Annotated in this window: 23 protein-coding genes and 1 riboswitch; of the genes, 6 read left to right on the forward strand and 17 right to left on the reverse strand. The window is 64.2% G+C overall.

All coding sequences use genetic code 11. From position 1 onward, the window contains the following. The first annotated feature begins 150 nt into the window (after window positions 1-150). Window positions 151-1,395, forward strand: a complete 1,245-nt coding sequence (locus ASC75_RS21455; RefSeq protein ID WP_055980088.1) for a TCR/Tet family MFS transporter — start codon at window positions 151-153, stop codon at window positions 1,393-1,395. Window positions 1,396-1,411: 16 nt separating this feature from the next. On the opposite strand, the gene ASC75_RS21460 is transcribed toward ASC75_RS21455, so the two are convergent. The 10 genes from ASC75_RS21460 to ASC75_RS21505 all read right to left on the reverse strand — a co-directional run bounded on the left by ASC75_RS21460 (window position 1,412) and on the right by ASC75_RS21505 (window position 12,435). After that, window positions 1,412-2,404, reverse strand: coding sequence for an LLM class flavin-dependent oxidoreductase (locus ASC75_RS21460; protein ID WP_055980091.1), 993 nt, complete (start codon window positions 2,402-2,404; stop codon window positions 1,412-1,414). Continuing rightward, window positions 2,404-3,177 (reverse strand): ABC transporter ATP-binding protein, encoded by a 774-nt coding sequence (locus ASC75_RS21465; RefSeq protein ID WP_055980094.1) that lies wholly within the window; start codon window positions 3,175-3,177, stop codon window positions 2,404-2,406. Before ASC75_RS21465 ends, ASC75_RS21460 begins: the two co-directional genes overlap by 1 nt. Next, on the reverse strand, window positions 3,174-4,277 hold the full coding sequence (locus ASC75_RS21470; RefSeq protein ID WP_055980097.1) for an iron ABC transporter permease: 1,104 nt from the start codon (window positions 4,275-4,277) through the stop codon (window positions 3,174-3,176). Before ASC75_RS21470 ends, ASC75_RS21465 begins: the two co-directional genes overlap by 4 nt. Before the next feature lie 63 nt (window positions 4,278-4,340). Beyond that, on the reverse strand, window positions 4,341-5,390 hold the full coding sequence (locus tag ASC75_RS21475; protein WP_055980100.1) for an ABC transporter substrate-binding protein: 1,050 nt from the start codon (window positions 5,388-5,390) through the stop codon (window positions 4,341-4,343). 272 nt (window positions 5,391-5,662) lie between these two features. Next, window positions 5,663-5,856, reverse strand: a riboswitch (cobalamin riboswitch). Between the two features lie 175 nt (window positions 5,857-6,031). Continuing rightward, a complete protein-coding gene (locus tag ASC75_RS21480; protein WP_055980103.1) occupies window positions 6,032-7,063 on the reverse strand; it encodes a hydroxyacid dehydrogenase in 1,032 nt (343 codons plus the stop codon). 15 nt (window positions 7,064-7,078) lie between these two features. Continuing rightward, the gene (locus ASC75_RS21485) at window positions 7,079-7,855 is read right to left on the reverse strand and encodes an ATP-binding cassette domain-containing protein (RefSeq protein WP_055980104.1); all 777 of its coding nucleotides are present in this window, start codon (window positions 7,853-7,855) and stop codon (window positions 7,079-7,081) included. Window positions 7,856-7,858: 3 nt separating this feature from the next. Continuing rightward, window positions 7,859-8,845 (reverse strand): ABC transporter permease, encoded by a 987-nt coding sequence (locus tag ASC75_RS21490; RefSeq protein WP_055980107.1) that lies wholly within the window; start codon window positions 8,843-8,845, stop codon window positions 7,859-7,861. 175 nt (window positions 8,846-9,020) lie between these two features. After that, window positions 9,021-9,953 carry a substrate-binding domain-containing protein gene (locus tag ASC75_RS21495; RefSeq protein WP_244487906.1) on the reverse strand — a complete coding sequence of 311 codons (933 nt, stop codon included), beginning with the start codon at window positions 9,951-9,953 and terminating at the stop codon, window positions 9,021-9,023. A 369-nt stretch (window positions 9,954-10,322) separates the two neighbouring features. After that, complete coding sequence (locus ASC75_RS21500) at window positions 10,323-11,390, reverse strand: hypothetical protein (protein ID WP_055980112.1); 1,068 nt, start codon at window positions 11,388-11,390, stop codon at window positions 10,323-10,325. 49 nt (window positions 11,391-11,439) lie between these two features. Next, on the reverse strand, window positions 11,440-12,435 hold the full coding sequence (locus ASC75_RS21505) for a LacI family DNA-binding transcriptional regulator (protein WP_055980114.1): 996 nt from the start codon (window positions 12,433-12,435) through the stop codon (window positions 11,440-11,442). 263 nt (window positions 12,436-12,698) lie between these two features. On the opposite strand from ASC75_RS21505, the gene ASC75_RS21510 reads away from it, so the two are divergent. Genes ASC75_RS21510 through ASC75_RS21530 form a run of 5 tightly spaced genes read left to right on the forward strand, consistent with a single transcriptional unit; the run spans window position 12,699 to window position 17,220 of the window. Then, window positions 12,699-13,778 (forward strand): fatty acid desaturase family protein, encoded by a 1,080-nt coding sequence (locus ASC75_RS21510; RefSeq protein ID WP_156381343.1) that lies wholly within the window; start codon window positions 12,699-12,701, stop codon window positions 13,776-13,778. Window positions 13,779-13,794: 16 nt separating this feature from the next. After that, window positions 13,795-14,112 carry a MocE family 2Fe-2S type ferredoxin gene (locus ASC75_RS21515; protein ID WP_055980120.1) on the forward strand — a complete coding sequence of 106 codons (318 nt, stop codon included), beginning with the start codon at window positions 13,795-13,797 and terminating at the stop codon, window positions 14,110-14,112. A 53-nt stretch (window positions 14,113-14,165) separates the two neighbouring features. Continuing rightward, window positions 14,166-14,975 (forward strand): 3-methyl-2-oxobutanoate hydroxymethyltransferase, encoded by an 810-nt coding sequence (locus ASC75_RS21520; RefSeq protein ID WP_055980332.1) that lies wholly within the window; start codon window positions 14,166-14,168, stop codon window positions 14,973-14,975. A gap of 41 nt (window positions 14,976-15,016) precedes the next feature. After that, on the forward strand, window positions 15,017-16,093 hold the full coding sequence (locus ASC75_RS21525; protein WP_055980122.1) for a Gfo/Idh/MocA family oxidoreductase: 1,077 nt from the start codon (window positions 15,017-15,019) through the stop codon (window positions 16,091-16,093). After that, entirely contained in the window at window positions 16,090-17,220 is a 1,131-nt protein-coding gene (locus tag ASC75_RS21530; protein ID WP_055980124.1) for a Gfo/Idh/MocA family oxidoreductase, read from the forward strand. Before ASC75_RS21525 ends, ASC75_RS21530 begins: the two co-directional genes overlap by 4 nt. A gap of 65 nt (window positions 17,221-17,285) precedes the next feature. Here ASC75_RS21530 and ASC75_RS21535 read toward each other — a convergent pair whose 3' ends face one another. From ASC75_RS21535 to ASC75_RS21565, 7 genes are all read right to left on the reverse strand, one after another. After that, a complete protein-coding gene (locus ASC75_RS21535) occupies window positions 17,286-18,218 on the reverse strand; it encodes a LysR family transcriptional regulator (protein WP_082496691.1) in 933 nt (310 codons plus the stop codon). Between the two features lie 220 nt (window positions 18,219-18,438). Beyond that, window positions 18,439-19,107, reverse strand: a complete 669-nt coding sequence (locus ASC75_RS21540) for an RraA family protein (RefSeq protein WP_055980127.1) — start codon at window positions 19,105-19,107, stop codon at window positions 18,439-18,441. A gap of 14 nt (window positions 19,108-19,121) precedes the next feature. Continuing rightward, on the reverse strand, window positions 19,122-19,946 hold the full coding sequence (locus ASC75_RS21545; protein ID WP_055980130.1) for a carbon-nitrogen hydrolase family protein: 825 nt from the start codon (window positions 19,944-19,946) through the stop codon (window positions 19,122-19,124). A gap of 31 nt (window positions 19,947-19,977) precedes the next feature. After that, window positions 19,978-20,712 carry an aldolase/citrate lyase family protein gene (locus ASC75_RS21550; RefSeq protein ID WP_055980133.1) on the reverse strand — a complete coding sequence of 245 codons (735 nt, stop codon included), beginning with the start codon at window positions 20,710-20,712 and terminating at the stop codon, window positions 19,978-19,980. A gap of 61 nt (window positions 20,713-20,773) precedes the next feature. Then, on the reverse strand, window positions 20,774-21,565 hold the full coding sequence (locus ASC75_RS21555) for an ABC transporter permease (protein WP_055980135.1): 792 nt from the start codon (window positions 21,563-21,565) through the stop codon (window positions 20,774-20,776). A gap of 12 nt (window positions 21,566-21,577) precedes the next feature. After that, entirely contained in the window at window positions 21,578-22,474 is an 897-nt protein-coding gene (locus ASC75_RS21560) for an ABC transporter permease (RefSeq protein ID WP_055980137.1), read from the reverse strand. A gap of 6 nt (window positions 22,475-22,480) precedes the next feature. Further along, window positions 22,481-23,617 carry an ABC transporter ATP-binding protein gene (locus ASC75_RS21565; protein WP_082496692.1) on the reverse strand — a complete coding sequence of 379 codons (1,137 nt, stop codon included), beginning with the start codon at window positions 23,615-23,617 and terminating at the stop codon, window positions 22,481-22,483. Window positions 23,618-23,653: the final 36 nt, after the last annotated feature.

Here is a 23,653-nt window from a genome sequence, read left to right on the forward strand (position 1 = left end):
ATTTGTAGGCTGGCTGCCCCCATGCGGGAAGGCTTGGGTCACTGCTTGACCGCGCGTGCCACAATGTCAGTAGGTTTTGATAATATGCCCGGACATGGGTGGATCGCGCGCCGCGTTGTTTTATAAGGCTCGTCCATCGAGGCCACCATCATGTCCATCACCGGTTCGCGTCGCCAGGCGGCGATCGCCTTCATCTTCGTCACCGCCGTTCTCGACATCGTCGCGATGGGCATCATCATTCCGGTGCTGCCCTCGCTGATCGAGGAGTTCGCCGGCTCCAACGCCGATGCCGGCTGGATCAACGGCGTCTTCATCGCGCTCTGGGCCTTCATGCAGTTCGTCTGCTCGCCGATCATCGGCTCGCTCTCCGACCGCTACGGCCGCCGTCCGGTCATCCTGCTGTCGACCGTCGGCCTCGCCGCCGACTACGTGCTGATGGCACTGGCGCCCAACCTGTGGTGGCTGGCGCTCGGCCGCATCATTGCCGGCGTCACCTCGTCGAGCTTCACCACCGTCTTCGCCTACATGGCCGACATCACCCCGCCGGAGGGCCGCGCCCGCGCCTACGGCCTGATCGGCGCCGCCTTCAGCGCCGGCTTCGTCGCCGGTCCGCTGATGGGCGGCTTCCTCGGCGAAATCTCGCCGCGCGCCCCGTTCTGGGTCGCCGCGGCGATGAGCGGGCTTGCCTTCCTCTACGGCGCCTTCGTCCTGCCGGAATCGTTGCCGCGCGAAAAGCGAATGTCCTTCTCCTGGCGCCGCGCCAATCCGTTCGGCGCGATGATGCTGCTGCGTTCGCATCCGGAACTGACCGGGCTGGCCGCCGTGACCTTCCTGCTGCATTTCGCCCACCACGTCTTCTCGGCGGTGTTCGTGCTCTATGCTGCCTACCGCTATGGCTGGCATGCCTGGGAGGTCGGCCTCCTGCTGGCGATGGTCGGCGTGCTCGACATGATCGTCCAGGGCCTGATCGTCGGCCCGGTGGTCAAGCGTTTCAGCGACCGCACGACGATGGTGTTCGGCCTGTTTGCCGGTGCATTCGGCATCGCCTGCATGGGCTGGGCGCCGAGCGGCTTCTGGTTCACCCTGGCGATCATTCCCAACGCGCTGTGGGGCCTCGCCATGCCGACCACGCAATCACTGATGACCCAGCGCGTCTCCGAGTTCGAGCAGGGCCAGTTGCAGGGTGCCAACATGAGCGTGGCCAGCATCGCCGGCGTCGCCTCGCCGCTGTTCTTCGGTGCGGTCTATGCCTGGACGGTCCGCGACGGCACGCCGATGCCCTACCCCGGCCTCGCCTTCTATCTCGCCGCGGCCGTACTGCTGTCGGCGGCATTGCTCGGCTGGGCGGTCGCCCGCAAGGCCGACCGCGCCGATGCGGCGGAAGAAACGGCCTGAACCGCCAGGCCACCGCTCAGCCTCGCAATACGGGCAGCACCTCGCCTGCGAAAAGTTCCATGTCGCGGAGTGCCGGCAGCGTGGCGAGGATGCCGTTGCCGTTGAAAACCAGCCGGACGGCGCCAATCCCGGTGCTTGAAGCAAGCGAAGCCAGCTGTGCGGCGCAGTCCTCGGGCGAGCCGGCGATCACCTGCCGGGCCATCGCAGTATGTCGGTCCTGAAGCACGATCTGGTCGATTGGCCGTCCTGCGGCCCGTGCCGATGCCAGCCTGCGTTGAAACAGCCGCGGCATCAGGTCGTCGAGCTTGGCCATCGCTTGCGCCGTCGTCGGTGCGATGCAGACGTAGCGCGACAGCGACGACGCCTGCAATCGGCAGTCATGTCCCTGCTCCGCAAGGATCGCGCCATAAGTGGCCAGTTGCGCGCCTTCCGGGGGATCCAGACTGAGCAGCAGGGGCAGTCGTTCGCGGGCAGCGAAGCCGAGCGTTTCCCGAGAGGTTCCGGCGACATAGACCGGCACGTTCTCCCCTGCCAGCAGCGGCCCGACCGAAATCTCCGACGCCGGCCAGCACAGCCCCTCTCCGATCCTCGCCCCGGTCACCCAGGCATCGCGCAGGATTCGATACGACTGTTCGAAGCGATCCCGGGTGGTTTCAGCGGGGATGCCCAACGCCGCCAGCGTCGCCGGGTGCGTGCCACGGCCAATGCCCAGGTCGAACCGGCCGCCGCTCTGCCAGTGCAGTTGCGCCACCTCTTCGGCCAGCAGGAATGGATGGTAGAGCGGCGTCACCACGATCGAGGTTCCGACCCGCAATCGCTGCGTCCGGGCAAGGATCGCGGACGCCAGCATCATCGTCGACGGATATGCCTGTGGCGGGTCCTGAAAGTGAAACTCGTTGAACCAGATGCCGTCGAAGCCCATGCGCTCGGCCTGTTCGCACAGGCCCAGGACATGTTCATGGCTTTCGGTGCGGCCGCCGCGGGCAAAGCCGGCAATGTCCAGCCGCATCAGGTCAACTCGTGCGGGGCAAAGACGGGAATATCGCGCAGCAGCCCGATCTCGACATTGACGCCATAAACGTCGCGCACCGTCGTTTCGGTGAGCGTGCTTTGCCAGTTACCATGGCCGACCACCACACCCTTGTCTAGCAGCAGCAGGCTGTCGGAAAAGCGCGCGGCAAGCGACAGGTCGTGTATCGCCACCAGCGCCGTCACGCCCCGCTCGCGCGCGATCTCCGACACCACGCGAAGCGTAAACAGCTGGTTGCCGATGTCGAGCGCGCTCGTCGGCTCGTCGAGCACCAGCACGTCGGTTTCCTGCGCCAGCGCACGCGCCAGCATCACGCGCTGGCGTTCGCCGCCGCTGAGTTCCGACATCAGGCGAAAGGCAAAATCCTCGAGCCTGAGCCTGCAGAGCAATTCTTCGACGACAGCCAGGTCATTCGCGGAGGGACTTGCCCCCATATGCGGCGTCCGGCCGAGCAGGCAGGTCTCGAACACCGTAGCCGGGAAGCTGAGCGGCGAGGATTGCGGCACATAGGCGATCCGCCGCGCGCGTGCCTTCGGGGTCAGGTCGCGGATATCCTTGCCATCGAGCAATACCCGCCCGGATGAGGGCGACGACAGACCGAGCACGATCCTGACCAGCGTCGACTTGCCGGCACCGTTCGGCCCGATGAGGCCAAGGATGTGACCCTTGCTCAACGCGACCGACACCTCGCGCAGCACCGGGCGGCTGCCATAGCCGAAGCTGACCTTGTCGACGGAAAGATAGTCGCTCATGAAAAATACTCCGAGCGGCGCGACAGGATCAGGTGCAGAAACAGCGGCACGCCGACGAAGGCGACGACGATGCCCACCGGGATGACCGTCGGGCTGAACGCCATGCGCCCGACAGTGTCGGCCAGCAGCAGCAGCATGGCGCCGCAGATTGCCGAGAACGGAATGAGGTAACGATGGTCGCTGCCGATCATCAAGCGCGCGACATGCGGCCCGATCAGCCCGACGAAACCGATCACGCCGGTGAAGCTGATCACCACAGCCGACACCACCACCGACAGGACGACGGCGAGACCGCGCAGCAACGCGACATTGATGCCGAGCGAACGTGAAACATCGTCGCCGGCGCTCGTCAGCGCATTGAACTGCCATGCCTTCGACTGGGCGAGCGGTAGGGCCACCAGCAAGGCCATTCCGGCGACGGCAACAGCATCCCAGCCGATGCCGTTGAGGCTGCCGAACGTCCAATGCACGACACGGGCCAATTGTTCCTGGGTGGCGACGAACTGCACGGCGGCCGTCATCGCGCTGAACAAATACATCAGGGCGATGCCGGTCAGCACCATGGTCTGCGCACCCATCCCGCGCAGCCAAGCCATGGAAAACACCAGCACGGCGCAGCCCAGCGCAAAGAGAAACGCCGTCAACGGCACGAAATACAGCCCGGCGGCACTGAAGCCGACGCCGAACATGATGGCGATCGAAGCGCCGAAGGCAGCGGCCGAGGACACGCCGATGGTGTAGGGGCTGACCAGCGGGTTACGCGTGATCGCCTGCATCAGCACGCCGGCAAAAGCCAGAGAACCGCCGGCCACGATCGCCATCACCACGCGCGGCAAGCGAAGGTGCAGGAGGACTCGCGCCTGCTGCGGGTCGACGTCGGCTACGATGTAGCCGAAGGAAACCTTTTCCACCACGATCGCCAGCAGCGCCGTCAGACCCGTCTCGGCAATGCCGACGATGGCGACGGATCCTGCCACGACCACAAGCGCCAGCAGTGAACCCAGAATGATCGCCAGCCGCCAGTAGCCAGACTGCCGGTAGCGGTTGGCGATGCCGCTAGAATGGCCGCGCGCCAGACCGGCAGTCGTTGCGATGTCCATGGTCGAAGCCTCCGGATTGGGGGAGGCACGCCGCGGCCTTGCCGGCGGCGGCGTGCCGGTTCGTCAGTTGGAGGCGCTACCCTGGTAGGTCATGCCGCCCTGGAACGGCAGGCCTTGGTAGATCTCGATCCATTCCTTCATCGCCGCCTCGGGATCGATGTCGGCGAAGCGGTCGGGATAGAGCCACTTGGCGACCTGCAGCGCGCCCGTCACCTTGGACGAGCCGCCTGCCAGATAGTAGTTGATCAAGCGCACATTGCCCCCCGCACCGACCGGCGCGCCCGAAATTTCCTCGCGTGCGACGATCGCCTTCCAGCTGTCGGCGAACTTCGCTTCCGGGATCGTCTGGTAGGAGCCGGGCTGCAGCTTGATCACCAGATCCGGCTTACGCGCGATGATCTCCTCGGGATCGACGGTGAAGCTGTTCTCGTTGCCGCGCGAGGAGGGCTGCTTCTTGATGTCGATGTCGCCGAAGACGTTGATGCCGCCGCCGGCCTCGATCATGTCGTGCCAGCCCGAACCCGGCGTAACCGTCACCAGGTCGCGCACCTCTTCGAGGTACACCTTCTTGCGCTCGACGTCCTTCAGGCGCTCGGCCAGCAGGTCCATGTAGCGGGTGTAATAGGCGTTGAGCGCATCGGCCTTTTCCGTGCTGTCGAACAGCTTGCCGAACAGCGTCACGTTCTCGACGTGCTGAAGCGTGTCCCAGGCGGTGACGACCAGAACCGGAATGCCGAAGGCTTCGAGCTGTCGCGCCGCCTCCTCGTAGACGCCATTGCGCGGGATGATCACCACGTCGGGCTTGAGCGCCACGATCGCTTCGTAGTTGGGCTGGGTCTGGCCCTGGCCGACGATGTCGCTGTCCTTGAACTGCGGCCAGTAGGTCGGGTCCCGCATCGTGCTCGCATCGACGCCGACGACCTTGTCTATGGCCCCGATGGCACGGGCGAACTCAACCGCATAGCGGTTGAAGATCACCGCCCGCTTGATCGGCAGTTCCAGCTCGACCTTGCGGCCGGCATCGTCGGTGAAGGTTTCGGCGGCCGCCGGTGCCAAGCCGATGGCCGAAGCCAGGGCAAGTCCGAGCCACAGGGCTAGCTGAGTGATTTTCATGATGTCTCCATGCGCAAATGCGGTGCGGGGCGTGCCGAGGCCTGCACATGTCCGGGCAGGCCTCGGTCAGACGACACAGGCAAACAGGCGCAGCACGCCGGACGACGCCAAAGGCGCCCGCCGAAGCTCTTCGAACATGGGGAAACCGATCTTCCCGACATCGCCGCGCCAACCTCTGCCTGCCGGGGACGAGGTGCGGAAATGCGGGCCCGACGAAAGCCGCAACAGGGCCTTCGAAATGGAACCGTCACTCCTGTGGCACACCCCGACCACGGAATCTCACTCTGTCAGGCAGGTCTCCTGGCTCACGGATCGCAGCCCATGCCGCCCGTCTTCCCGGCAATATTGCCAGTGACATTTGGGCGAACGGCTCACCGCTTACAGTTGCGGGTCAGCTCCGGTTTCACACCGGATTCCCTCTTAGCTTCCACCTCGTCGGCGGAAGACCATGACGCGCGCACCCTATTCGTGGGCATGTCAAAGTCAAGGGTGATTTACAGGACTAGCAATGGAGTGAAAGTCGTTCATCTGCCGGCCAAGAAGACGGGTGGATTTTCTCTTGAGTTCTCCTCAAGGCATGCAACCCAATGCCAGAACGACTTGTCCGCCAGCGCCCGCGACACTGCAGATGTATCGAACATCTAGTTCCGCTCGACCGGTTTCGAGCGCATGCGCGACACGGTCTCGCGTTCGGCCCGCTTGCAGCGCATCGGCGGAAGGCCGCGGTCCATCAGGGCCATGTCCTCCAGCACCATGTCGCCCATGCGCTTGAAGGCAATGTCGAGCGCGCCGGCCCGGTGGGCCGAGCGCAGGAAGCCGGGCAGTCTGCGCACCGGATGATCCAGCGCCAGCGGCTCTTCCGGGAACACGTCGCTGGCAGCCACGATGTGGCCGCTGCGCACGGCGTCGATCAAGTCGGGGAAATCGACGACGCCGGCGCGGCTGAGCAGGATCAGGGCCGCGCCTTGGCGCATGCGGGCGAAGGAGCCCGCGTCGAGAAAACCCTGGTTTTCGCTGGTCACCGAGGCCACCACGAAGACGACGTCGCTACCCGAAAGCACCTCATCGAGCGTCGCTGGTTCGACACCGCTCTCCCGGAGCACCGATGGCGGCAGCCACGGGTCGAAGGCTTTGGCGCGGGCGCGGAAGCCTGCAAGCAGCCGGTTCAGCGCCTTGCCGAGATCGCCGAAGCCGATGAAGCCGATGTCGGCGCCGGACAGCAGCCGCGCCGATCCATTGCCCTCGGCGCCCCAGAGCTCGCGCCCCTCGCGGAACGCGAGGTCCGCGTCGGTGATGCCGCGGGCAAGGTCGAGCGCCAGGGCGAGCCCGATCTCGGCCACCGGCTCGGCGAACACCTGGCTGGTCGTCACCACATGAACGCCGCGCCCGAAAAGATGCTCGTAGGGCATGTTGTCGAGCAGGTTGCCCTCGACATTGAAGATGCAGCGCAGCGAGACCATCGCCTCCAGCGTCTGGAGCGACAAGGCCGGCTGGCCGATGAGGTAGCGCACGCGCCCGAGAATGTCGGGGGCAAGCGCGGCAATCTCCTCGGGCTCGACCTCGATCACCTCGTTCTCGGCTCGCAGCCTGGCCAAGGCCCCGGGCGCAAGGATCAGTTCCAGCGTGCGCGGCCTGGGAGCGCTGAGCACGAGCGGCCTGGATCGATCCGACATGCTTTTCTCCGCTGCCTAGCCGTGGTCGAGGCCCAGCGCCTCGATCAGGTGCTCGCCGGTGATCACCCGCTCGACCTCCTCGATGGTCGACCGCTTGGGATCGATGTTGTCGGCCACCACCTGCCCGCCGCGCATCACGACGATCCGGTCCACCACCTGGAAGACATGGTGGATATTGTGGGCGATGAAGATGCAGGAATGGCCGCTGTCGCGCACCTCGCGCACGAAGCGCAACACCCCTTGCGTCTCGGCGACGCCGAGATTGTTGGTCGGCTCGTCGAGGATAATCAGGTTGCTGTCGAAATGCATGGCGCGCGCGATCGCCACCGCCTGGCGTTCGCCGCCCGACAGCGCCCCGATCGGTGTGGTCGGCGGTATGTTCTTGGTGATGCCGACGCGCTTGAGCAGCGTGCCAGCCACTTCGTTCATCATCTCGTGGTCGAGCCGGTTGAACAGCGCCGGCCCCTTGACCGGTTCGCGGCCGAGAAACAGGTTGCGCGCGATCGACAGCTGCGGCACCAGCGCCGAATCCTGGTAGATGGTCTCGATGCCGTTTTCGATGGCGTCGGTGGTGCTTCTCATCTGCACCTCCTTGCCCTTGACGAAAATCTCGCCGCTGGTCATCGGCACTGCCCCCGACAGCACCTTGATCAGCGTCGACTTGCCAGCCCCGTTGTCGCCGAGCAGGCCCACCACCTCATGCGTGTTGACCGTCAGCGACACGTCGCGAAGCGCATGGATGCGGCCGTAGAACTTGTTGATGTTCTGCATCCGGACGAGTTCTTGGGTCATCGCTCAGGTCCCCGCATTGTGACGGCGTTCGAGCCAGGAATGCAGCGCCATCATGCCGAGGATGATCGCGCCGATGAAGATGTTGTAGGCAAGGCCGGGCACGCCGACCATGACGATGCCATTGCGCATGATGCGAAGGATGAAGATGCCGAGCACCGTGCCGATGATCGTGCCGCGTCCGCCCGTCAGCACCGTGCCGCCGATGACCACCATGGCGATGATCTCGAGCTCGTAGCCGGTGCCGCTGTTGGGGTTGGCGGCCGAGGTGCGGATCGAGCTGATGATGCCGGCAAATGCCGCCATCGCCGACGACAGCATGAACAGCGCCACCTTGGTGCGCCGGACGTTGACGCCGCGCGCCCGCGCCGCGTTGGGGTTGCCGCCCGAGGCCTGGATCCAGTTGCCGGCCTTGGTCTGGGTCAGCAGATAATGCGCAAGAAAGGCAAACAGGGCAAACCACAGCAGGGACATGTAGACGCGGAAGCCGCCGACGTAGAAGTCGCCGACCAGAAGCTGCGCCAGCCATTGATCCTCGGCGTTCCAGGTCCGCTGCGGAAATCCGTCGGTGATGTAGAGCGCCGAGCCGCGCGCGATCAAAAGCATGCCGAGCGTCACCAGGAACGACGGGATGGCGAGCCGGGTGACGAACCAGCCGTTGACGAAGCCGATCAACATGGCAAGACCGATGGCGATCAGGAAGGCCAGCGGCAGCGGCGCAAGGCCGGTGTTGAACACCGTCCACATCACCACCGCCGACAGCCCGAACACCGAGCCGACCGACAGGTCGAATTCGCCCGAGGTCATCAACAGCGTCATGGCCAGCGCGATGAGGCCGAGTTCGACCGTGAAGGCAAGCGTGTTGGAAATGTTCAGCGGCGACAGGAAGTCCGGATTGATCGACCAGAAGATCGCGATTTCCAGGATGAGCAGGACCAATGGTCCGAATTCAGGCTTCGCGATGAAGCGCTGCACGAGTGATCGATTGTCCATGACTGATCCGTGAGAGACGTTGGTCGTCAGTGGGTGGCCACGCTGCGACGGTGCTGGATGCGCACCCATTAGGCAGCATGAAACCGAACCGGCAGCGATGCCATTGCATCGAAGATCGAGCGGTGCCGGCGGAGGCTCCCCGGCCCGGGATGTCCGGGCCGAGGCTTTGGCAGGCTTATTTGCCGGCCAGAATGTCGTCGTAGAGCTGCGCCCGGTCTTTTTCATAGAGCGAGCCGACGATGATGTCGAAGCCGGGCGGGATCTTGCTGGCGGCCATCGCCGCCATCGACAGCGCCATGTAGCTGGTCGCCTGCGGGTCCTGCCACTGGGCGGCGTTGACATAGCCTTCCAGCACCTCCTGGGTGGTGTCGCGCGAATTGCCCCAGCCGACGACCGGGATTTCACCCGGCTTGACGCCGGCCTGGTCGAAGACGCGCTTGATCGAGCCGGTGACGAGGTCGCCGAGGCCGATGATCGCCTTCACCTTGGCCTTGTTGGCGGTCAGGTAGTCGGCCATGCGGGTGATGATCTCCGCCTGGTCGAGCGTCGCGTCGGTGACTTCCCAGGTGATGTTGAGCGGCTTGAAGACGCTGGCGATGCCTTCTTCTTCCTGCACGCCGTAGGTGGCGCCGGGAACCTCGACCGGCATCCAGACGAAATCGCCTTCCTTCACCAGCTTCTTGTCGACCAAGTACTGCGCCCAGCCCTTGCCGAAGGCGACGTTGTTGCCTCCGACATAGGCGTTGAAGTTGGCGGTCGGGTCGGGCGTGTTCATGTTGATGATCGGAATGCCCGCGGCGCGGGCCTCCTCGGCCACCTTGACCAGGCTGCCCGGATCCGGGCTCGAGGTCACGATGCCGGATGCCTTGGCCGCGATGGCGGCGCGAATGGCCTCCTGGTGCGCCGGCACGTCGCCATTGTGGAACGACGTGTTGACGGTGTTGCCGGTGTCGTCGGCCCATTGCTTGGCGCCAGCCAGGAAATAGGTCCAAACCGGATCGGCCGGCGAGCCATGCGACACCCAGTAATACGTCTTCTTGGCCTGCGCATAGGCGGTCGTGGCCAGCCCCAGGCTGGTCGCCACCAGGGCCGCCGAAACGATAGCTATAGTCCTTTTCAGCACGGTTGTTCTCCTCCTCATCCGGGCGGGATGCCCCCGCTCCGCTTTTCAATCCGGCGTAAGCAGGCCGACGCCCGGCAACCGGGCGCGCGCGCTATCGTCGATGGATTGGCCCTCCAATCACCGTACAAATCCTCCCGCACGGCGAATGCTCAAAATGATGTTTTTTCAGGATCATTTTGATGCTCGAAAAGTGGCGTAACGGCAGATGCGAGTCAAGCGCGAATCCCACCGGTCCCGCGAATTGGCGACGAGCGGCGAGAAACCCCACTTGCGCCCAGGCAAACCGCGCGCGAATGCGCAATCACGCCTCATTTTGAGGCACGGTCATCGCCGAATAGGATCGAATGATGGGGTTCAGCCGGCGAAGAAGCCGCCATCGAATGGCAGTGACAGGCGCTCGCCGCTGCGATCTTCGAGGATCAGTGCATCGCCTGAGATCGCGATGTCGGCGACCTCGCTCCAGCCCTTGGGCGGCACGACGGCACCGAAGGCATAGCGAATCGCCGTGCGTCCGGCACCGAGTTGGAGGTCGGTGGCGACACCGTCAGGCATGTCTTCGCCCGACAGCAGGTGGATGCCGGTTGCGGCTTCCTCGATGCCCAGCACCGCGATATGACGGCTGTTCCAGGGTGCATAGCTGCGCCCGCCATTGCTCATCCACAGCACAGTCTGCGGCAGCACCAAGGCATCCTTCAGCGCAAAGAACAGGAACCCGTCGGCGTCGGCCAGTGCCGCCGACCAGCCGACGGTGCGCCCCGGCTGCTCCGACAGCACCACGATGTCCTCATGTCCGCGGTCGAACGGATAACGACTGACATCGACCATCGCCCCGTCCTTGCGGCGGACGGCAGCGAGATCCGCGATGGATTGCGGATAGGCCAGGATCGAGCGCCCGCGCGCGGGGTCCGTCTCGGGCGGGGCAGCCGTGGTCCGCCCACCGGTCTTCGGCGAAAAGCTGAGACGCGCTCCACCGGGCACCCGGATCATCGCATGATGCGCGATCGGCAGCCTGCTCGTCCCGCCCGTGAAGACATGGGTCTGGTAGACCACCGGCTCGCCCGCCCTAAGGGCAATCGTTTTTTCGAGCCGGGCGCCCGCGACCTGCTGCTTCAGCCTGTAGATCGCGCTGACGCCACCGCCGCCCGTGGCCGCCTGTTCGCCGCCTTCCCAGTCGCCATTGGCCGGCCAGCCATGGATCGGCACGCCTGCTTCGCTTTGGGCAAAAGGCGCGCAGAAGAAATCGCCGGCCAACCGCCTTTCCACCGGCGCCACGCTGTCGGGCAGCGTCTCGCCGCTCTCCAGCCAGGGCGCGCGATGCAGCGGCCGGATCGTCCGGCCGCCAGCCTCGATCGCCACGTCGTCGACCACCCCGCCCTCGCGGTTGAAGCGAACCGAAATGCCCGCGGCCGAGATCATGTCCATCTGGAAAATCCTATGGCCTTGAGATTGCGCCCCGATCGGCGTCTTGCGCTCAGACTTCGCTCGGGATGTTCTCCCGGAACACCGACTGGATGCGGATGGTCGTCGTCGGAATGTTCGGCTCGTCGCGCACCGCCCGCACCAGCCGGTCGATCGCCTCGCGCGCCTCGACCTGGGCATTCTGGTCGATCGCCGCATCCATCACGCCGCTCAGCAGATATTGCCGTGTCTGGTCGGTCAGGTCATGGCCGATGAAGATCACCGATTTGTCGCGACCCGTCTCCGTCAGCGCCCGCGCCACGCCGTCCTGGCCGGCGCCGATGCAGTAGATGGCAAGCAGGTCGTCGTGCTCCGCAAGCAGCGCCCGCACCTCGTCATGCGCCCTGTCGGGGTCCTCGTGCACCTCGCGCACGGCCACCACGTCGAGCTTCGGAAAGCTCTCCGACAGCACGTGGCGAAAGCCCATCTCGCGCTCCTCGTGGCCGCGATAGGCAAGTGCACCGGCCAGCAGCGCCACCTTGCCGGAAGCGCCGGGCAGGAAGCGGCCGATCAGGTAGCCGGCCAGGCGGCCCGCCGCGCGGTTGTCGATGCCGACATAGTTCATCCGCCCGACATGGCTGATGTCGGACACCAGCGTCAGCACGGGAACGCCTGACGCAATCAGCCGCCGCACCGCCTCGCGCACAGACGGACTGTCCAGCCCGATCAGCCCGACGCCCTGGCAATTGGCCCGCAGCCCGCCCAGCGCGGCTGCCGTCTGCTCCGGGTCGACGCCGGCGACACGATGGATGACGACGTCGACATCGCCACGCAGTTCCGCCCGCCGCTCGATCTGGCTGACCAGATCGGCCATGAACGCATTGCTGCCGCCGGGCAGCACGAAATCGAGGCAAACCGTATCGGACGCCGATGGCACCGGCTCGCCGGCCAGGTTGGCGGCAATCGCCATCACATGCTTGCGGGTGTGGTCCTGCACCCCGGCACGATTGTTCATCACCCGGTCGACGGTCGCCTTCGAGACGCCGGCCAGCCGCGCGATTTCATCCATCTTCGGTCGCGAACTGGCCACGGAACCCCTCACCGGCATTGCAACAGGCGCAAACTATGGCGGCCATTTCGGCCGGTCAACGCCACGATGATATCAAAATGATGCTTTTTGCATGAAAGGCGTCGAATTGAGTGCATAAGCGTGGGTTCCTCACCTGACCCGACTGGCATTTGCCTGCACCAAGGCTTGACGCCGTGCAATTCCTCCCGATAGCATCAAAATGAAACATCATTATGATGCTTGCAACCTGAAATGCCCTGCCCATGACGCCGACACCGAGAGACTACAGCCTGATCGGCCGCGACGCCGCGCTCGCCGAGGCCAACGGCATCGCCGCCGCCGAATGGTATTCCTGCCCCATTGAGCGCAAGCAGCTGAAGGAACTGATGAAGCGCAGCGACGGACCTGCCCTGCGCGACACCGCCATCTGGATAGCAGCGCTCGTCCTCTCCGCCGCCGGCGGCATCTATTTCTGGGGCAGTTTGTGGGCCGTCCCCTTCTTCCTCGTTTATGGCGTGCTCTACGGCTCGTCGAGCGACAGCCGCTGGCACGAGGCCGGCCACGGGACCGCCTTCAAGACGCGCTGGATGAATGACGTGCTCTATTACGTCGCCAGCTTCATGATCCTGCGCGAGCCGACGGTCTGGCGCTGGAGCCACACCCGCCATCACACCGATACCATCATCGTCGGCCGCGACCCCGAGATCGCCGTGCCCCGTCCGCCCGACGTCGCAGCCCTGTTGCTCAACATCTTCGCCCTGAAGAGCAGCGTGACGACGCTGAAGTCGCTGTTCATCCACGCCGCCGGCCGGCTGAAGCCTGATGAGGCCACCTTCATTCCCGAGATGGAGCGCTGGAAGGTCTATGTCGTGGCGCGCATCTATCTCGCGATCTTTGCCGCCGTCGTTGCCGCCTGTTTCTGGATGGGCAGCATCCTGCCCGCCATGCTGGTCGGCCTGCCCAGCCTCTACGGCGGCTTCATGACCATCTATTTCGGCCTGACCCAGCACGCAGGCCTGGCCGAGGACGTGCTCGACCACCGCCTCAACACCCGCACCATCTACATGAACCCGCTGTTCCGGTTCCTGTACTGGAACATGAATTACCATGTGGAGCACCACATGTTCCCCATGGTGCCCTATCACGCGCTGCCGAGGCTGCATCAGGCGATCAAGGACGACTGCCCCGAGCCCTATCCCAGCACCATCGCCGCCTATCGCGAGATCATCCCGACCATCCTGCGCCAGCTGCGCGAACCCGCCTATCACGCCGTCAGGCATCTGCCCGACGGCAAGACGCCGGTGCCCTACAACCACGGCGCCATCATCAACCCGGCCGAATAGGCCGTCGGAGACTACCATGCCCGAACAATGGTTCGACGCCTGCGATACGGACGACATCGACCAGGACGACGTGATCCGCTTCGATCACGAAGGCCGCACCTTCGCCCTCTACCGCACCGAGGACGACCGCTTCTTCGCCACCGACGGCCTGTGCACGCATGAGAAGGTACATCTCTCCGGCGGGCTGGTGATGGGCACCATCATCGAATGCCCCAAGCACAATGGCCGCTTCGACTTCACCACGGGCAAGGCCAAGGGCGCACCCGTCTGCGTCGACATCGCCACCTATCCGGTCAAGGTCGAGGCCGGCCGCGTGCTGATCCGCCTCGCCTGATCGCCCAAGCAAGCCCGATCTCCAGCCACCCGATCGCCAGCCAAGAGATGAACATGCAATCCTCCCAGCCAACCGTCGCCGACCTGCTCGCGCTCAAGGGCAAGCGCCAGCTTACCAAGCTCAGGGTCGAGTCGCTCGACGAGGCGTCGGCCGCCAACGCTGCCGGCATCGACATGCTGTCGGTGCCGCCCGAGGTGCTGTCGCTCGAAGGCTTCCGCACCGTCTGCCCCAATCCCTTCGTCGTCGGCGGCCTCGAGCCCGGCGCCTACATCACCGAGGAAGACTATCTTCGCATCGCCTTCCGCTTGCTCAAGCTGGGCGCCAACGCCGTCTATTGCGGCGCCAGCCTTGGCATTGTCCGCCGCCTGCGCGACGAGGGCATCCCCGTCGTCGGCCATGTCGGGTTGATCCCGTCGCGCCGCACCTGGACCGGCGGTTTCAAGGCCGTCGGCAAGACCTGCGATTCGGCAATGATGGTCTGGCAGCAGACGAAGGCGCTGGAAGATGCCGGCGCCTTTGCCGCCGAGATCGAGGTCGTGCCGCCGGCCGTGGCCGAGGCGATTTCGAAACGCACCAACCTGCTGATGATCTCGATGGGCGCAGGTGCGGGATGTGATGCGCAGTACCTGTTCGCCACCGACGTGCTCGGCGTGCACGACGGCCACTACCCGCGCCATTCCAAGGTCTATCGCGACTTTCACTCGCAGTACCAGCGCCTGCAGCAGGAGCGCATCGCCGCCTTCCGTGAGTATTCCGCCGATGTTGCGAGCGGCTCCTACCCTGCGGCCAGCCACCTTGTCCGCATGGACGCGGCGGAGCAGGATCGGTTTCTGGCCGAGATGGAAAAGACGCCGCTGGTCTAGGTCAGGTCTCGGAGAAGACCGCAGAAAACAGGGAGGGAAAAATGGCCAGATGGCGCGTTGCCGGCATCAATTTCGACCACATGCACATGGGCGACCTGTTGCGCGAGGTGCACCAGCATCCCGATGCCGAGATCGCCGGCATCTATGACAGCAACCCCGAGCGCATGGCCGCGGCGATCGCCAATTTTTCCATTCCCGCGGACCGCGTCTTCACCGATCTGGACGTCTGTATCGAAGCGACAAGGCCGGACCTGGCGATCATCTGCGCCGCGACCGCCGAGCATGCCGACCATGTCGAGCGTGTCGCCCGCCACAAGGTGCATGTGCTGGTCGAGAAGCCCTTCGCATCCTCGCTCGCCGACGCTGACCGCATGATCGCGGCGATGAAGCCGACCGGCCGCCAGATGGCGATCAACTGGCCTCTCGCCTGGTACCCGAGCCACAACACGGCGAAACGCCTGATCGACGAAGGCGCCATCGGCGAGGTCATCGAGGTCCACTATTACGACGGCAACCGCGGCCCGCTCTACCACCTCGCCGACAAGGTCGAAGTGACGCCGGAACAGGTCGAGGCGGCAAAACCCACGTCCTGGTGGTACAAGAAGGCCTCGGGCGGCGGCAGCCTGCGCGATTATCTCGGCTATGGCGTGACGCTGGCGACCTGGTTCCGCAACGGCGAGAAGCCGCTGGAAGTCACCTCCGTCATCGACCAGACGCCTGGCATCGAGGTCGACCAGCATTCGATCACCGTCTGCCGCTACAAAAGCGGCCTGTCCAAATTCGAAACGCGCTGGGGCACCTTCACCGATCCCTGGACGCTGCAGCCGCAGCCCAAATGCGGTTTCGTCATCCTGGGCACCGACGGCACGATTTCGAGCTACGACTACGAACCGCATGTCACGGTGCAGACCCGCGCCCACCCCGAAGCCTACCCGGTCCCGGTCGATGCCCTACCCGTCGGCCGCCGCGCCCCGGTCGAATATGTACTGGATTGCCTGGCAAAGGGCCTGCCCATCACGGGTCCGCTCTCGCCGGAGATGTCGCGCATCGGCCAGCAGATCACTGACAATGCTGCCCTTTCCGCCGAGCTCAAGCGCACTGTCGAGCTGCTGCCATGAGCGACACGCCGAGCGAAGAGGCCTATGCGCTGAAGTCCGCCGAGACCCGGCTGGTCGCAGCACCTGACCTCGCCTATCTCCCGCCGCGTCCAAAAGCCTATGCCCCGCGCATCGCGCTCGTCGGCGCCGGCGGCATTTCGTTCGCCCATCTCGACGCCTATCGCAACGCCGGCTTCGACGTCGCCGTCATTTGCAATCGCACCCTGGCGAAGGCGGCTGAACGCCGCGACGAATTCTTCCCCGACGCAGCAATCACCGACGACCTCGGCGAGGTCCTCGCCCGCGACGACATTGAGGTCTTGGACATCACCACCCACCCGGCCGAACGCGCCGGCATGATCGAAAAGGCGCTGCTCGCCGGCAAGCACGTGCTGTCGCAGAAGCCCTATGTGCTCGATCTCGACACCGGCGAACGCCTCGCCGACCTCGCCGACCGTAAGGGCGCAAAACTCGCCGTCAACCAGAACGGCCGCTGGGCGCCGCATCTCGCCTGGATGCGCGAGGCGGTGCGCACCGGCCAGATCGGCGACCTCGTCTCCTGCCACGTCTCGATCCACTGGAACCACGGCTGGATCAAGGGCACGCCGTTCGAAGCGATCGACGACCTCGTGCTCTACGATTTCGGCGTCCACTGGTTCGACTTCCTGGCAAGCCTGGTCGGCGACCGCACCACATCGGTTTACGCCACCCGCGCCCGCGCCGCCGGCCAGGAGGCAAGACCTCCGCTGCTCGCCCAGGCGCTGGTCGAATTCGATGGCGGCCAGGCCTCGCTTTGTCTCGACGGCGCAACGCCTTTCGGTCCGCAGGACCGGACCTACATCTCCGGCACCGGGGGCAGCCTGTCGAGCGTCGGCCCGGATCTCGGCAACCAGGCGATGGAGCTGACGACCGCGTCAGGCACGGCGCGGCCCGCGCTTTCGGGCAGTTGGTTTAACGACGGCTTTGCCGGCACGATGGGCGAGCTTCTGTCGGCGATCGAGGACGGACGCGAGCCTTTGAATGGAGCGCGTGGAAACCTGCAGAGCCTAGCGCTGACGTTTGCCGCGATTGCCTCGACGCATCGGGGGATATCCGTGGTGCCCGGCACGGTGCGCAGCCTCGCGGAGGCTCAGCGTTCGACCGGCTGAGCTGGCATCGCACCGTCTCGGCAACCCGGCGACCGCACGCTGGCAAGCCGCCGGCGCCACATGACTCAGTACGCCTCGATCTGCTGGATCAGGGATCGATCATACAGTGTGCAGACATGTCCCACCACGTCCCGGGAAATGGAAGCGATCAGCGAGCAAAGCCGCGACGATGCGGCTTCGAGATAGACGACGCTGTAGCGCGTGACCGGAAAGGCCGGCTGCACGTTAAGCACGCGCAAGACACCGCTGCGAAGCTCATTCTGGATGACGATCGGCGGCAGCACGGCAATGCCCAACCCATTCGCGATCATGCTGATCGTCGTCGACAGCGAGTTGGAGTAGTGCAGGACGGCACTCTGGGCGTCGTGGCCCCCAAGATAGTCGAGCAGCTTGCCGTGATTGTAGGTTCCTCTCTCATAGGAAATGATCGGATAGCGCAGCAGGTCGGCGCGGCCGATCGGCTGATTTGGCGCGCCTTCCAGCAAGGCGGGGGACGACACCCAGTACATGCTGAGATCGCAAAGATCGGACACGTTCATCTTCGAGATGTTCGGCCCCGGAAATCCCAGGATGATATCAAGTTCGCGGTTCTCGAGACGCTGCAGGAGGATGGAGGAGGAATCCGTCGAAACCGAAACGCGGAGGCGTGGGGAGCGTTCGCGCAGCGTTTCCATGATGCCGCGCAGCACGACCAGCGCCATGCTGGGCAATACGCCGATCCGCACCGTACCCTCGAGTTCGTCTTTCGGTCCCAGATCCTGCAAGAGCGCGTTGTACCGACTGACGATGTCGCGAGCGCCGGTAACGAAGTGAGCCCCCTCTTCGGTCAGTTTGACGTCGCGGGCATCCCGCTCGAAAATCTTGAATCCAAGCTCCTGCTCCATGGCCGAGACGCGGTTGGAGATGGCAGCCGGCGTCATGTTCATCCGCTCGGCGGTAATGCGGAAATTTCTCAGTTCTGCCAACCAGATGACGGTCTCCAGGAAACGGATGTTCACTGGCTCTGCAAGCTCCAGAATGCCCTCATTGTCGACCTCGGCTGATTTCGGCGAAGCATCTGAGACAGCACGGGCTGCCGTTTCGCAGTCAAGTCCGCATTCTAGCGCCAGGCTGCGGCGAGGCAATCAAAGCCATTGGATATTCGCGCTCGAACACCATTTTTGGCGGCCAAACCGGAGTGCTTCGCCGCCAATTGGTTTCGAATGCAACCCTGGAATGTCAGGCGCCTGCCTTTGCAAGGACTTTCGCGCTGGCTCCCGACATCTCGCCGAGCTTCTGCACCTTGTCGCGCACGCTCGCCTCGCGCTTCTTGCCGGTTTCCTGCATCCCCAGCGCCTTTTCGGCAACGGCCCGTACCTCGTTGCGCGGGATGACCAGCACCCCACTTTCGTCGGCAAGGATGGCGTCGCCAGGCATGACCACCGCACCGCCGCATGACACCGGAATGTTCAGCCCTCCACCGAGGTCATAGAGGCGCGTGGTGATCGGCGAAAGCCCGCGAGACCACATCGGAAAATCCGAATCCTCGATCTCGGTCAGGTCCGTGCATGGCCCGTCGACAATGCCGGCAACGGCACCTGCCGCTTTCGCGGCAACGGTAACCCCGCCGCCCCAACAGGCATATTTGTCGTCGCCAAGCCGATCGACCACCAGGATGTCGCCTGGGCGCAGCATCCCTGTCGCGTGATGAAGAAGCGTCGAGTCCGAGCCTGCGATGGCGAGCGTCACGGCCGTGCCGACGACCCGCCGCTTCGGAAGAAGCGGCTGTATGCCCCGGTCCATGAAGCCGAACAGCCGCCAGTGACCGACGGTCGCCGTCTCGACGTTGGAAAGCAGATCGAGATCGGCCTGCGGCACCTGCTCGGGCATATCCTTGAGAATGTACATTGGTGAAGCCTTTCTTATGCGCAAGCGAGACGGCGATGCTGGGTCATCGGGATCAGAGTGCGGGCACGCTTAATCTGCGCCGGATCGATACGGGCGGTGACGAAGCCCACCCCATCGGATGCCTTCGCGACGACGTGGCCCCATGGGTCGCAAACCAGCGAGTGGCCCCAGCAATGACGCTTTTCATTGCCGAAGACCGTTGCACCCGTCTGACCGCATGCGACGAAATAGGTCTGGGTTTCGATGGCGCGCACGCGCGCCAGCACCTCCCAGTGGTCCTTGCCGGTCTGCAGCGTGAACGCCGCGGGAAGGATGATGATGTCGCAACCGGCCTTTTCAAGTTGCAGGAAGAGTTCGAAGAAGCGGATATCGTAGCAGATGGCGCAGCCGACCTTCAGCCCGTCGATCTCGTAGGTGACGATGTCCTCGCCCGGCTTCACCGAAGCGGACTCCTTGTATGCCGTGCCATCGGGCGCGACGATGTCGAACATGTGGATCTTGCGATAGGCAGCGACCTGCTTGCCTTCGCGATCGAAGACGAAGCTGGTGTTGTAAATCCGGTCCTCGCCCTCGACCTTCTCCATGATCGTTCCGGCATGCACATAGACGCCGTGTTCCCGGGCGAAGGCACTGGCCATGCTGTATGCCGCCCCGCCTGGCGCGGCTTCCGCCGCCGCGAGCTTCTCCTCGATGCTTCCGCCGTAATATTCGAAATACTCCGGCAGGACGATGAGGTCGGGCCTGTCGGTTCTCACGGCGTCGAGCATCATGTCACCGATGACGCGCAGGTTTTCGTCGCGATCCTTCTGCGGGTTGGTCTGAATGAGACTGATTTTCAAGATAGTTCTCCCTGTTCGGATTGTCGGATGTTCAGGCGACGATCCTCTCGTCCCTGAGCGTATGGATGGTCGCCATGATGCCGGCGCGCAGCGTCATGGTCTGGGTGGCGACGACGAGCAGTTCGGCCCCTTCGTCGAGCGCGAACTGGCGTTCGGCGGACGTCCAGGCCGGCATCACCCAGCTCTTGCCTGCGCTGCGTGCTGCCGCCGCTACGCGTATCAGGTCGGCACGGTCGGCATCGTTGAAGGCATAGGCGCCGCGGCCGCGCGCAAGCGCGAGATCGGACGGCCCCGGGAAAAGACCATCGACCGTGTCGAGCTCGATGATCTTTTCGACGTCTTCGAGGCTTTCCGCCGTTTCGATCATCGCAAAGCACTTGGTGCGCCTGTTTTCGGATTCGAAGGCGTTCGACGCAGGCCGCGCGTAGTCGAAGACCCGGCCTCCCGCGTAAGACCGCGTTCCGGTCAGCGGATACTTCGCGGCCCTGGTGACCTCGCGTGCATGTTCGACGCCGAGTATGTGCGGAACGATCACCCCGTCCGAACCGAAATCCAGTGCCTGCTGGATCGACTCGGCATTCGGCGCGATGATCTTGGTCAGCGTCGGCATGCCGATCGCCTTGGTGTAGGCGAGGAACTGGTCGAGCGAGGCAAGGTCGAACGTGCCGTGCTCGAGCTCCAGAACCAGCGACTTGACCCCGCATGTGCGCGCGATTTCGAGATAGCCATAGTGCGGCTGCGACATCCAGAGCGCGATATTGTCCATAACTTTCATTCCTTAAGGGGGGTGATTGCCCGCCGGCGGCAACCGCCGGCGGACGAGAGCGCTACTTGCCGATGGTTCTCGACAGGCCGAGCGTGCGTTCGATGAGCATGATGATGACAAGCGTGGCCGTGACGAGAACGACCGAAATGGCGGCCGTCATCGGGTCGGTCTGGCTTTCGACATAGTTGAAGATCTCGACAGGCAGCGTGGTCAGTCGCGGACCGGTGATGAAGAGCGAGATCACAACCTCGTCGAACGACAGCAGGAACGACAGGGCCGCACTTGCTACGATACCCGGGGCCATCAGGGGCAGCGTGATCCGCCGGAACACGGTCAAAGGCGAGGCGCCGAGCATGGTCGCCGCTTCTTCCACCGAGGGCGGCAGCGTCGACAGCGAGGTGATCACGATCCGGACCACATAAGGCGTGGTCACGATCAGGTGGGCGATGATCAGGCCCGTAACGGTGCCGAGCAGCCTTGCCTGCACGAAGACCAGCAGTATCGCCAGGCCAAGGACGATGGACGGCAGGAGAAGCGGGGCCGTGAACAGGCTGAGCGCGAACTCCTTGCCGCGGAATTCATGCCGGCCGATCGCATAGGCGGCGGGAATGCCCACCGCAAGCGACAGTGCGGTCACCACCGATGCGATGCCCAGGCTGAGCCAGAAGGCGTTGATCAGTCCCGCGTGCTGGAACATCGCAACATACCAGCGCACGCCCCAGCTCTCGGGCGGAAAGGTCAGGTAGCTGTCATTGCTGAACGACAGCGGCAGGACCACGAGAATGGGCGCCAGCAGGAACAGATAGAGGAAGATGACGAGGATGCGGAAAGGTACGCTGATTTTGCCGATCATGTTCAAACTCCCTCAATCAAACCGGCGCACGACCCGCGAATAGACCGCGAGCGCAAAGCCGAAGATGATGAGCACGATGACGGACGTGGCCGCGGCCCTTGGCCATTCGAGCTGGATGATCGCCTGATCGAAGATTTCGGTCGCCAGCAGGAAGACGCGCCCACCACCGAGAAGTTTCGGCGTGATGAACGAGCTGATCGCCAGGACGAAGCAAAGCAGGCAGCCCAGCGCGACGCCCGGCAAGGTCAGGGGAAAGACGATGCGGCGGAAGCGGGTAAACGCATTGGCACCAAGCGAGGCTGCTGCCTCTTCCAGGCTCTGGTCCAGCTTTCCGAAACCGGCAATCAAGGCCAGCGCCATGTAGGGGATCAGAATTTCCACCAGGCCGATGAAGACGCCGAGCGTATTGTTGATCAGCCGGACCGGTTCGGAGATCAGTCCCATCGACAACAGGCTGCCGTTGATCAGTCCCTGGTCGCCGAGAAGCACCATCCAGCCATAGGTGCGCACCACGCTGCTGACGAGAAGCGGCGACACGGTGATCACGAACAGCGTGTTGCGCCAGACCGGCGAGACGCGGTGCAGGAACAGCGCGATCGGATAGGCGCAGATCAGGGTGGCGACCGTAACGGTGAAGCTGATCCAGAGCGAATTGATGACAAGCCCGAAATTGAAGCTGTCGGTGAAGAAGTCGAGATAGTTCCCGAACGTGTAGACGTCCGTCAGAACACCGCCCGAGCGGCTTTCAAGGAACGATATCTGGCCGAGACGCAGGACCGGCAGCACGAAAGCGGCGAGATTGACCACCGCCATCGGCACGAGCAAAAGCACGATGATCAGCGGGAAACGCCGTCTTGGCGCAGTTGCCGGCGGCGCAATGCTGGTTGGCATGTGGGTTATGGCGCTCATGACGGCCTAGCTCCCGAAAACCAGCATGTCTTGCGGCTTCCATTCGCAAAGCAGCATGTCGTCCGCGCCAAAGCCGTGGCCGGCGCTGGCGGTGGGCACCTCGACCTTGAGCATGGCGCCGTTGATTTCGACCTCGTACTGCACGATGTCGCCGATATATGTGATCCGGGCGATGCGTCCGCGTGCGCTGTTGGTGGCATTGCCGACCAGCGCACGATCGCGATCGGGCGTCAGGCTGATGCGATGCGGGCGGATGGCGGCTTTCGCCTTGCCGCCGCTCAGACCCTTGGTGTCGCTGCGATAGACCTGGTCGCCGATGCGCGCCTGGTCACGGCCGACAATCTCGCAATCGATGACATTGGCGCGGCCGACGAATTCTGCGACGAAAAGCGAGGCAGGCTTTTCATAGATTTCCGAAGGGGTGCCGAGCTGCGCAAGCCTTCCGCCCGCCATCACGCCGACGACATCGCACATGGTGAGCGCCTCGACCTGGTCGTGAGTGACGAAAACCGTGGTGATCGAAAGGCGCTTCTGGATTTCGCGGATTTCGATGCGCATGTCGTCACGCAGCTTGGCATCCAGGTTGGACAGGGGCTCATCCAGGAGAAGGATGCGTGGCCGGATGACGAGTGCGCGCGCCAGCGCCACGCGTTGCTGCTGGCCACCCGACATCTCCTTGGGCTTGCGGGTGCCATATCCCGGCAGGCGCACCATTTCGAGCGCCTCCTCGACGCGCGTGCGTGCCTCTTGTCTTGAAACGCCGCGCATATCGAGGCCGAAGGCGATGTTCTCGGCAACCGTCATATGCGGGAACAGCGCGTAGCTCTGGAAGACGAGACCGATGTCGCGTTTGTGCGGTGCGCGCCGGGCGACATCATCGCCGCCTATCAGGATTTCTCCATCGGTGACCGAGGCAAGGCCGGCGATCATGCGAAGCGTCGTCGTCTTGCCGCAGCCCGAGGGTCCGAGAAGACCGAGAAGCTTGCCTTTGGGCAGGTCGAGATCGAGGTTGTCGACCGCGATGAAGCCCGACTCGTACCGCTTGGTCAGCCCACGCAGCCGCAGGAAAGCGGCGTCTGGTTGCGGTTCGGCTTGCGGAATGGCGATCGGGCGCGCGTCCTCGCGCGAGGCCAGCGTTTGCATGAGCTTACCTATGTTTCATCTGTTTCAACGAAGTCC

Source organism: Aminobacter sp. DSM 101952 (genome assembly GCF_001424795.1).
Taxonomy (GTDB): Bacteria; Pseudomonadota; Alphaproteobacteria; order Rhizobiales; family Rhizobiaceae; genus Aminobacter; species Aminobacter aganoensis.

Bases quoted from the DNA above. Each gene is read 5' to 3' on its own strand.
- ASC75_RS21465 (WP_055980094.1), bottom strand. From the start codon at position 3,177: ATGAGCGACTATCTTTCCGTCGACAAGGTCAGCTTCGGCTATGGCAGC.
- ASC75_RS21560 (WP_055980137.1), bottom strand. From the start codon at position 22,474: ATGAGCGCCATAACCCACATGCCAACCAGCATTGCGCCGCCGGCAACT.
- ASC75_RS21460 (WP_055980091.1), bottom strand. From the start codon at position 2,404: ATGCGGCTGGACATTGCCGGCTTTGCCCGCGGCGGCCGCACCGAAAGC.
- ASC75_RS21455 (WP_055980088.1), top strand. From the start codon at position 151: ATGTCCATCACCGGTTCGCGTCGCCAGGCGGCGATCGCCTTCATCTTC.
- ASC75_RS21565 (WP_082496692.1), bottom strand. From the start codon at position 23,617: ATGCAAACGCTGGCCTCGCGCGAGGACGCGCGCCCGATCGCCATTCCG.
- ASC75_RS21520 (WP_055980332.1), top strand. From the start codon at position 14,166: ATGCAATCCTCCCAGCCAACCGTCGCCGACCTGCTCGCGCTCAAGGGC.
- ASC75_RS21510 (WP_156381343.1), top strand. From the start codon at position 12,699: ATGACGCCGACACCGAGAGACTACAGCCTGATCGGCCGCGACGCCGCG.
- ASC75_RS21470 (WP_055980097.1), bottom strand. From the start codon at position 4,277: ATGGACATCGCAACGACTGCCGGTCTGGCGCGCGGCCATTCTAGCGGC.
- ASC75_RS21485 (WP_055980104.1), bottom strand. From the start codon at position 7,855: ATGACCCAAGAACTCGTCCGGATGCAGAACATCAACAAGTTCTACGGC.
- ASC75_RS21490 (WP_055980107.1), bottom strand. From the start codon at position 8,845: ATGGACAATCGATCACTCGTGCAGCGCTTCATCGCGAAGCCTGAATTC.
- ASC75_RS21500 (WP_055980112.1), bottom strand. From the start codon at position 11,390: ATGGACATGATCTCGGCCGCGGGCATTTCGGTTCGCTTCAACCGCGAG.
- ASC75_RS21475 (WP_055980100.1), bottom strand. From the start codon at position 5,390: ATGAAAATCACTCAGCTAGCCCTGTGGCTCGGACTTGCCCTGGCTTCG.
- ASC75_RS21550 (WP_055980133.1), bottom strand. From the start codon at position 20,712: ATGGACAATATCGCGCTCTGGATGTCGCAGCCGCACTATGGCTATCTC.
- ASC75_RS21555 (WP_055980135.1), bottom strand. From the start codon at position 21,565: ATGATCGGCAAAATCAGCGTACCTTTCCGCATCCTCGTCATCTTCCTC.
- ASC75_RS21515 (WP_055980120.1), top strand. From the start codon at position 13,795: ATGCCCGAACAATGGTTCGACGCCTGCGATACGGACGACATCGACCAG.
- ASC75_RS21505 (WP_055980114.1), bottom strand. From the start codon at position 12,435: ATGGATGAAATCGCGCGGCTGGCCGGCGTCTCGAAGGCGACCGTCGAC.
- ASC75_RS21540 (WP_055980127.1), bottom strand. From the start codon at position 19,107: ATGTACATTCTCAAGGATATGCCCGAGCAGGTGCCGCAGGCCGATCTC.
- ASC75_RS21525 (WP_055980122.1), top strand. From the start codon at position 15,017: ATGGCCAGATGGCGCGTTGCCGGCATCAATTTCGACCACATGCACATG.
- ASC75_RS21530 (WP_055980124.1), top strand. From the start codon at position 16,090: ATGAGCGACACGCCGAGCGAAGAGGCCTATGCGCTGAAGTCCGCCGAG.
- ASC75_RS21480 (WP_055980103.1), bottom strand. From the start codon at position 7,063: ATGTCGGATCGATCCAGGCCGCTCGTGCTCAGCGCTCCCAGGCCGCGC.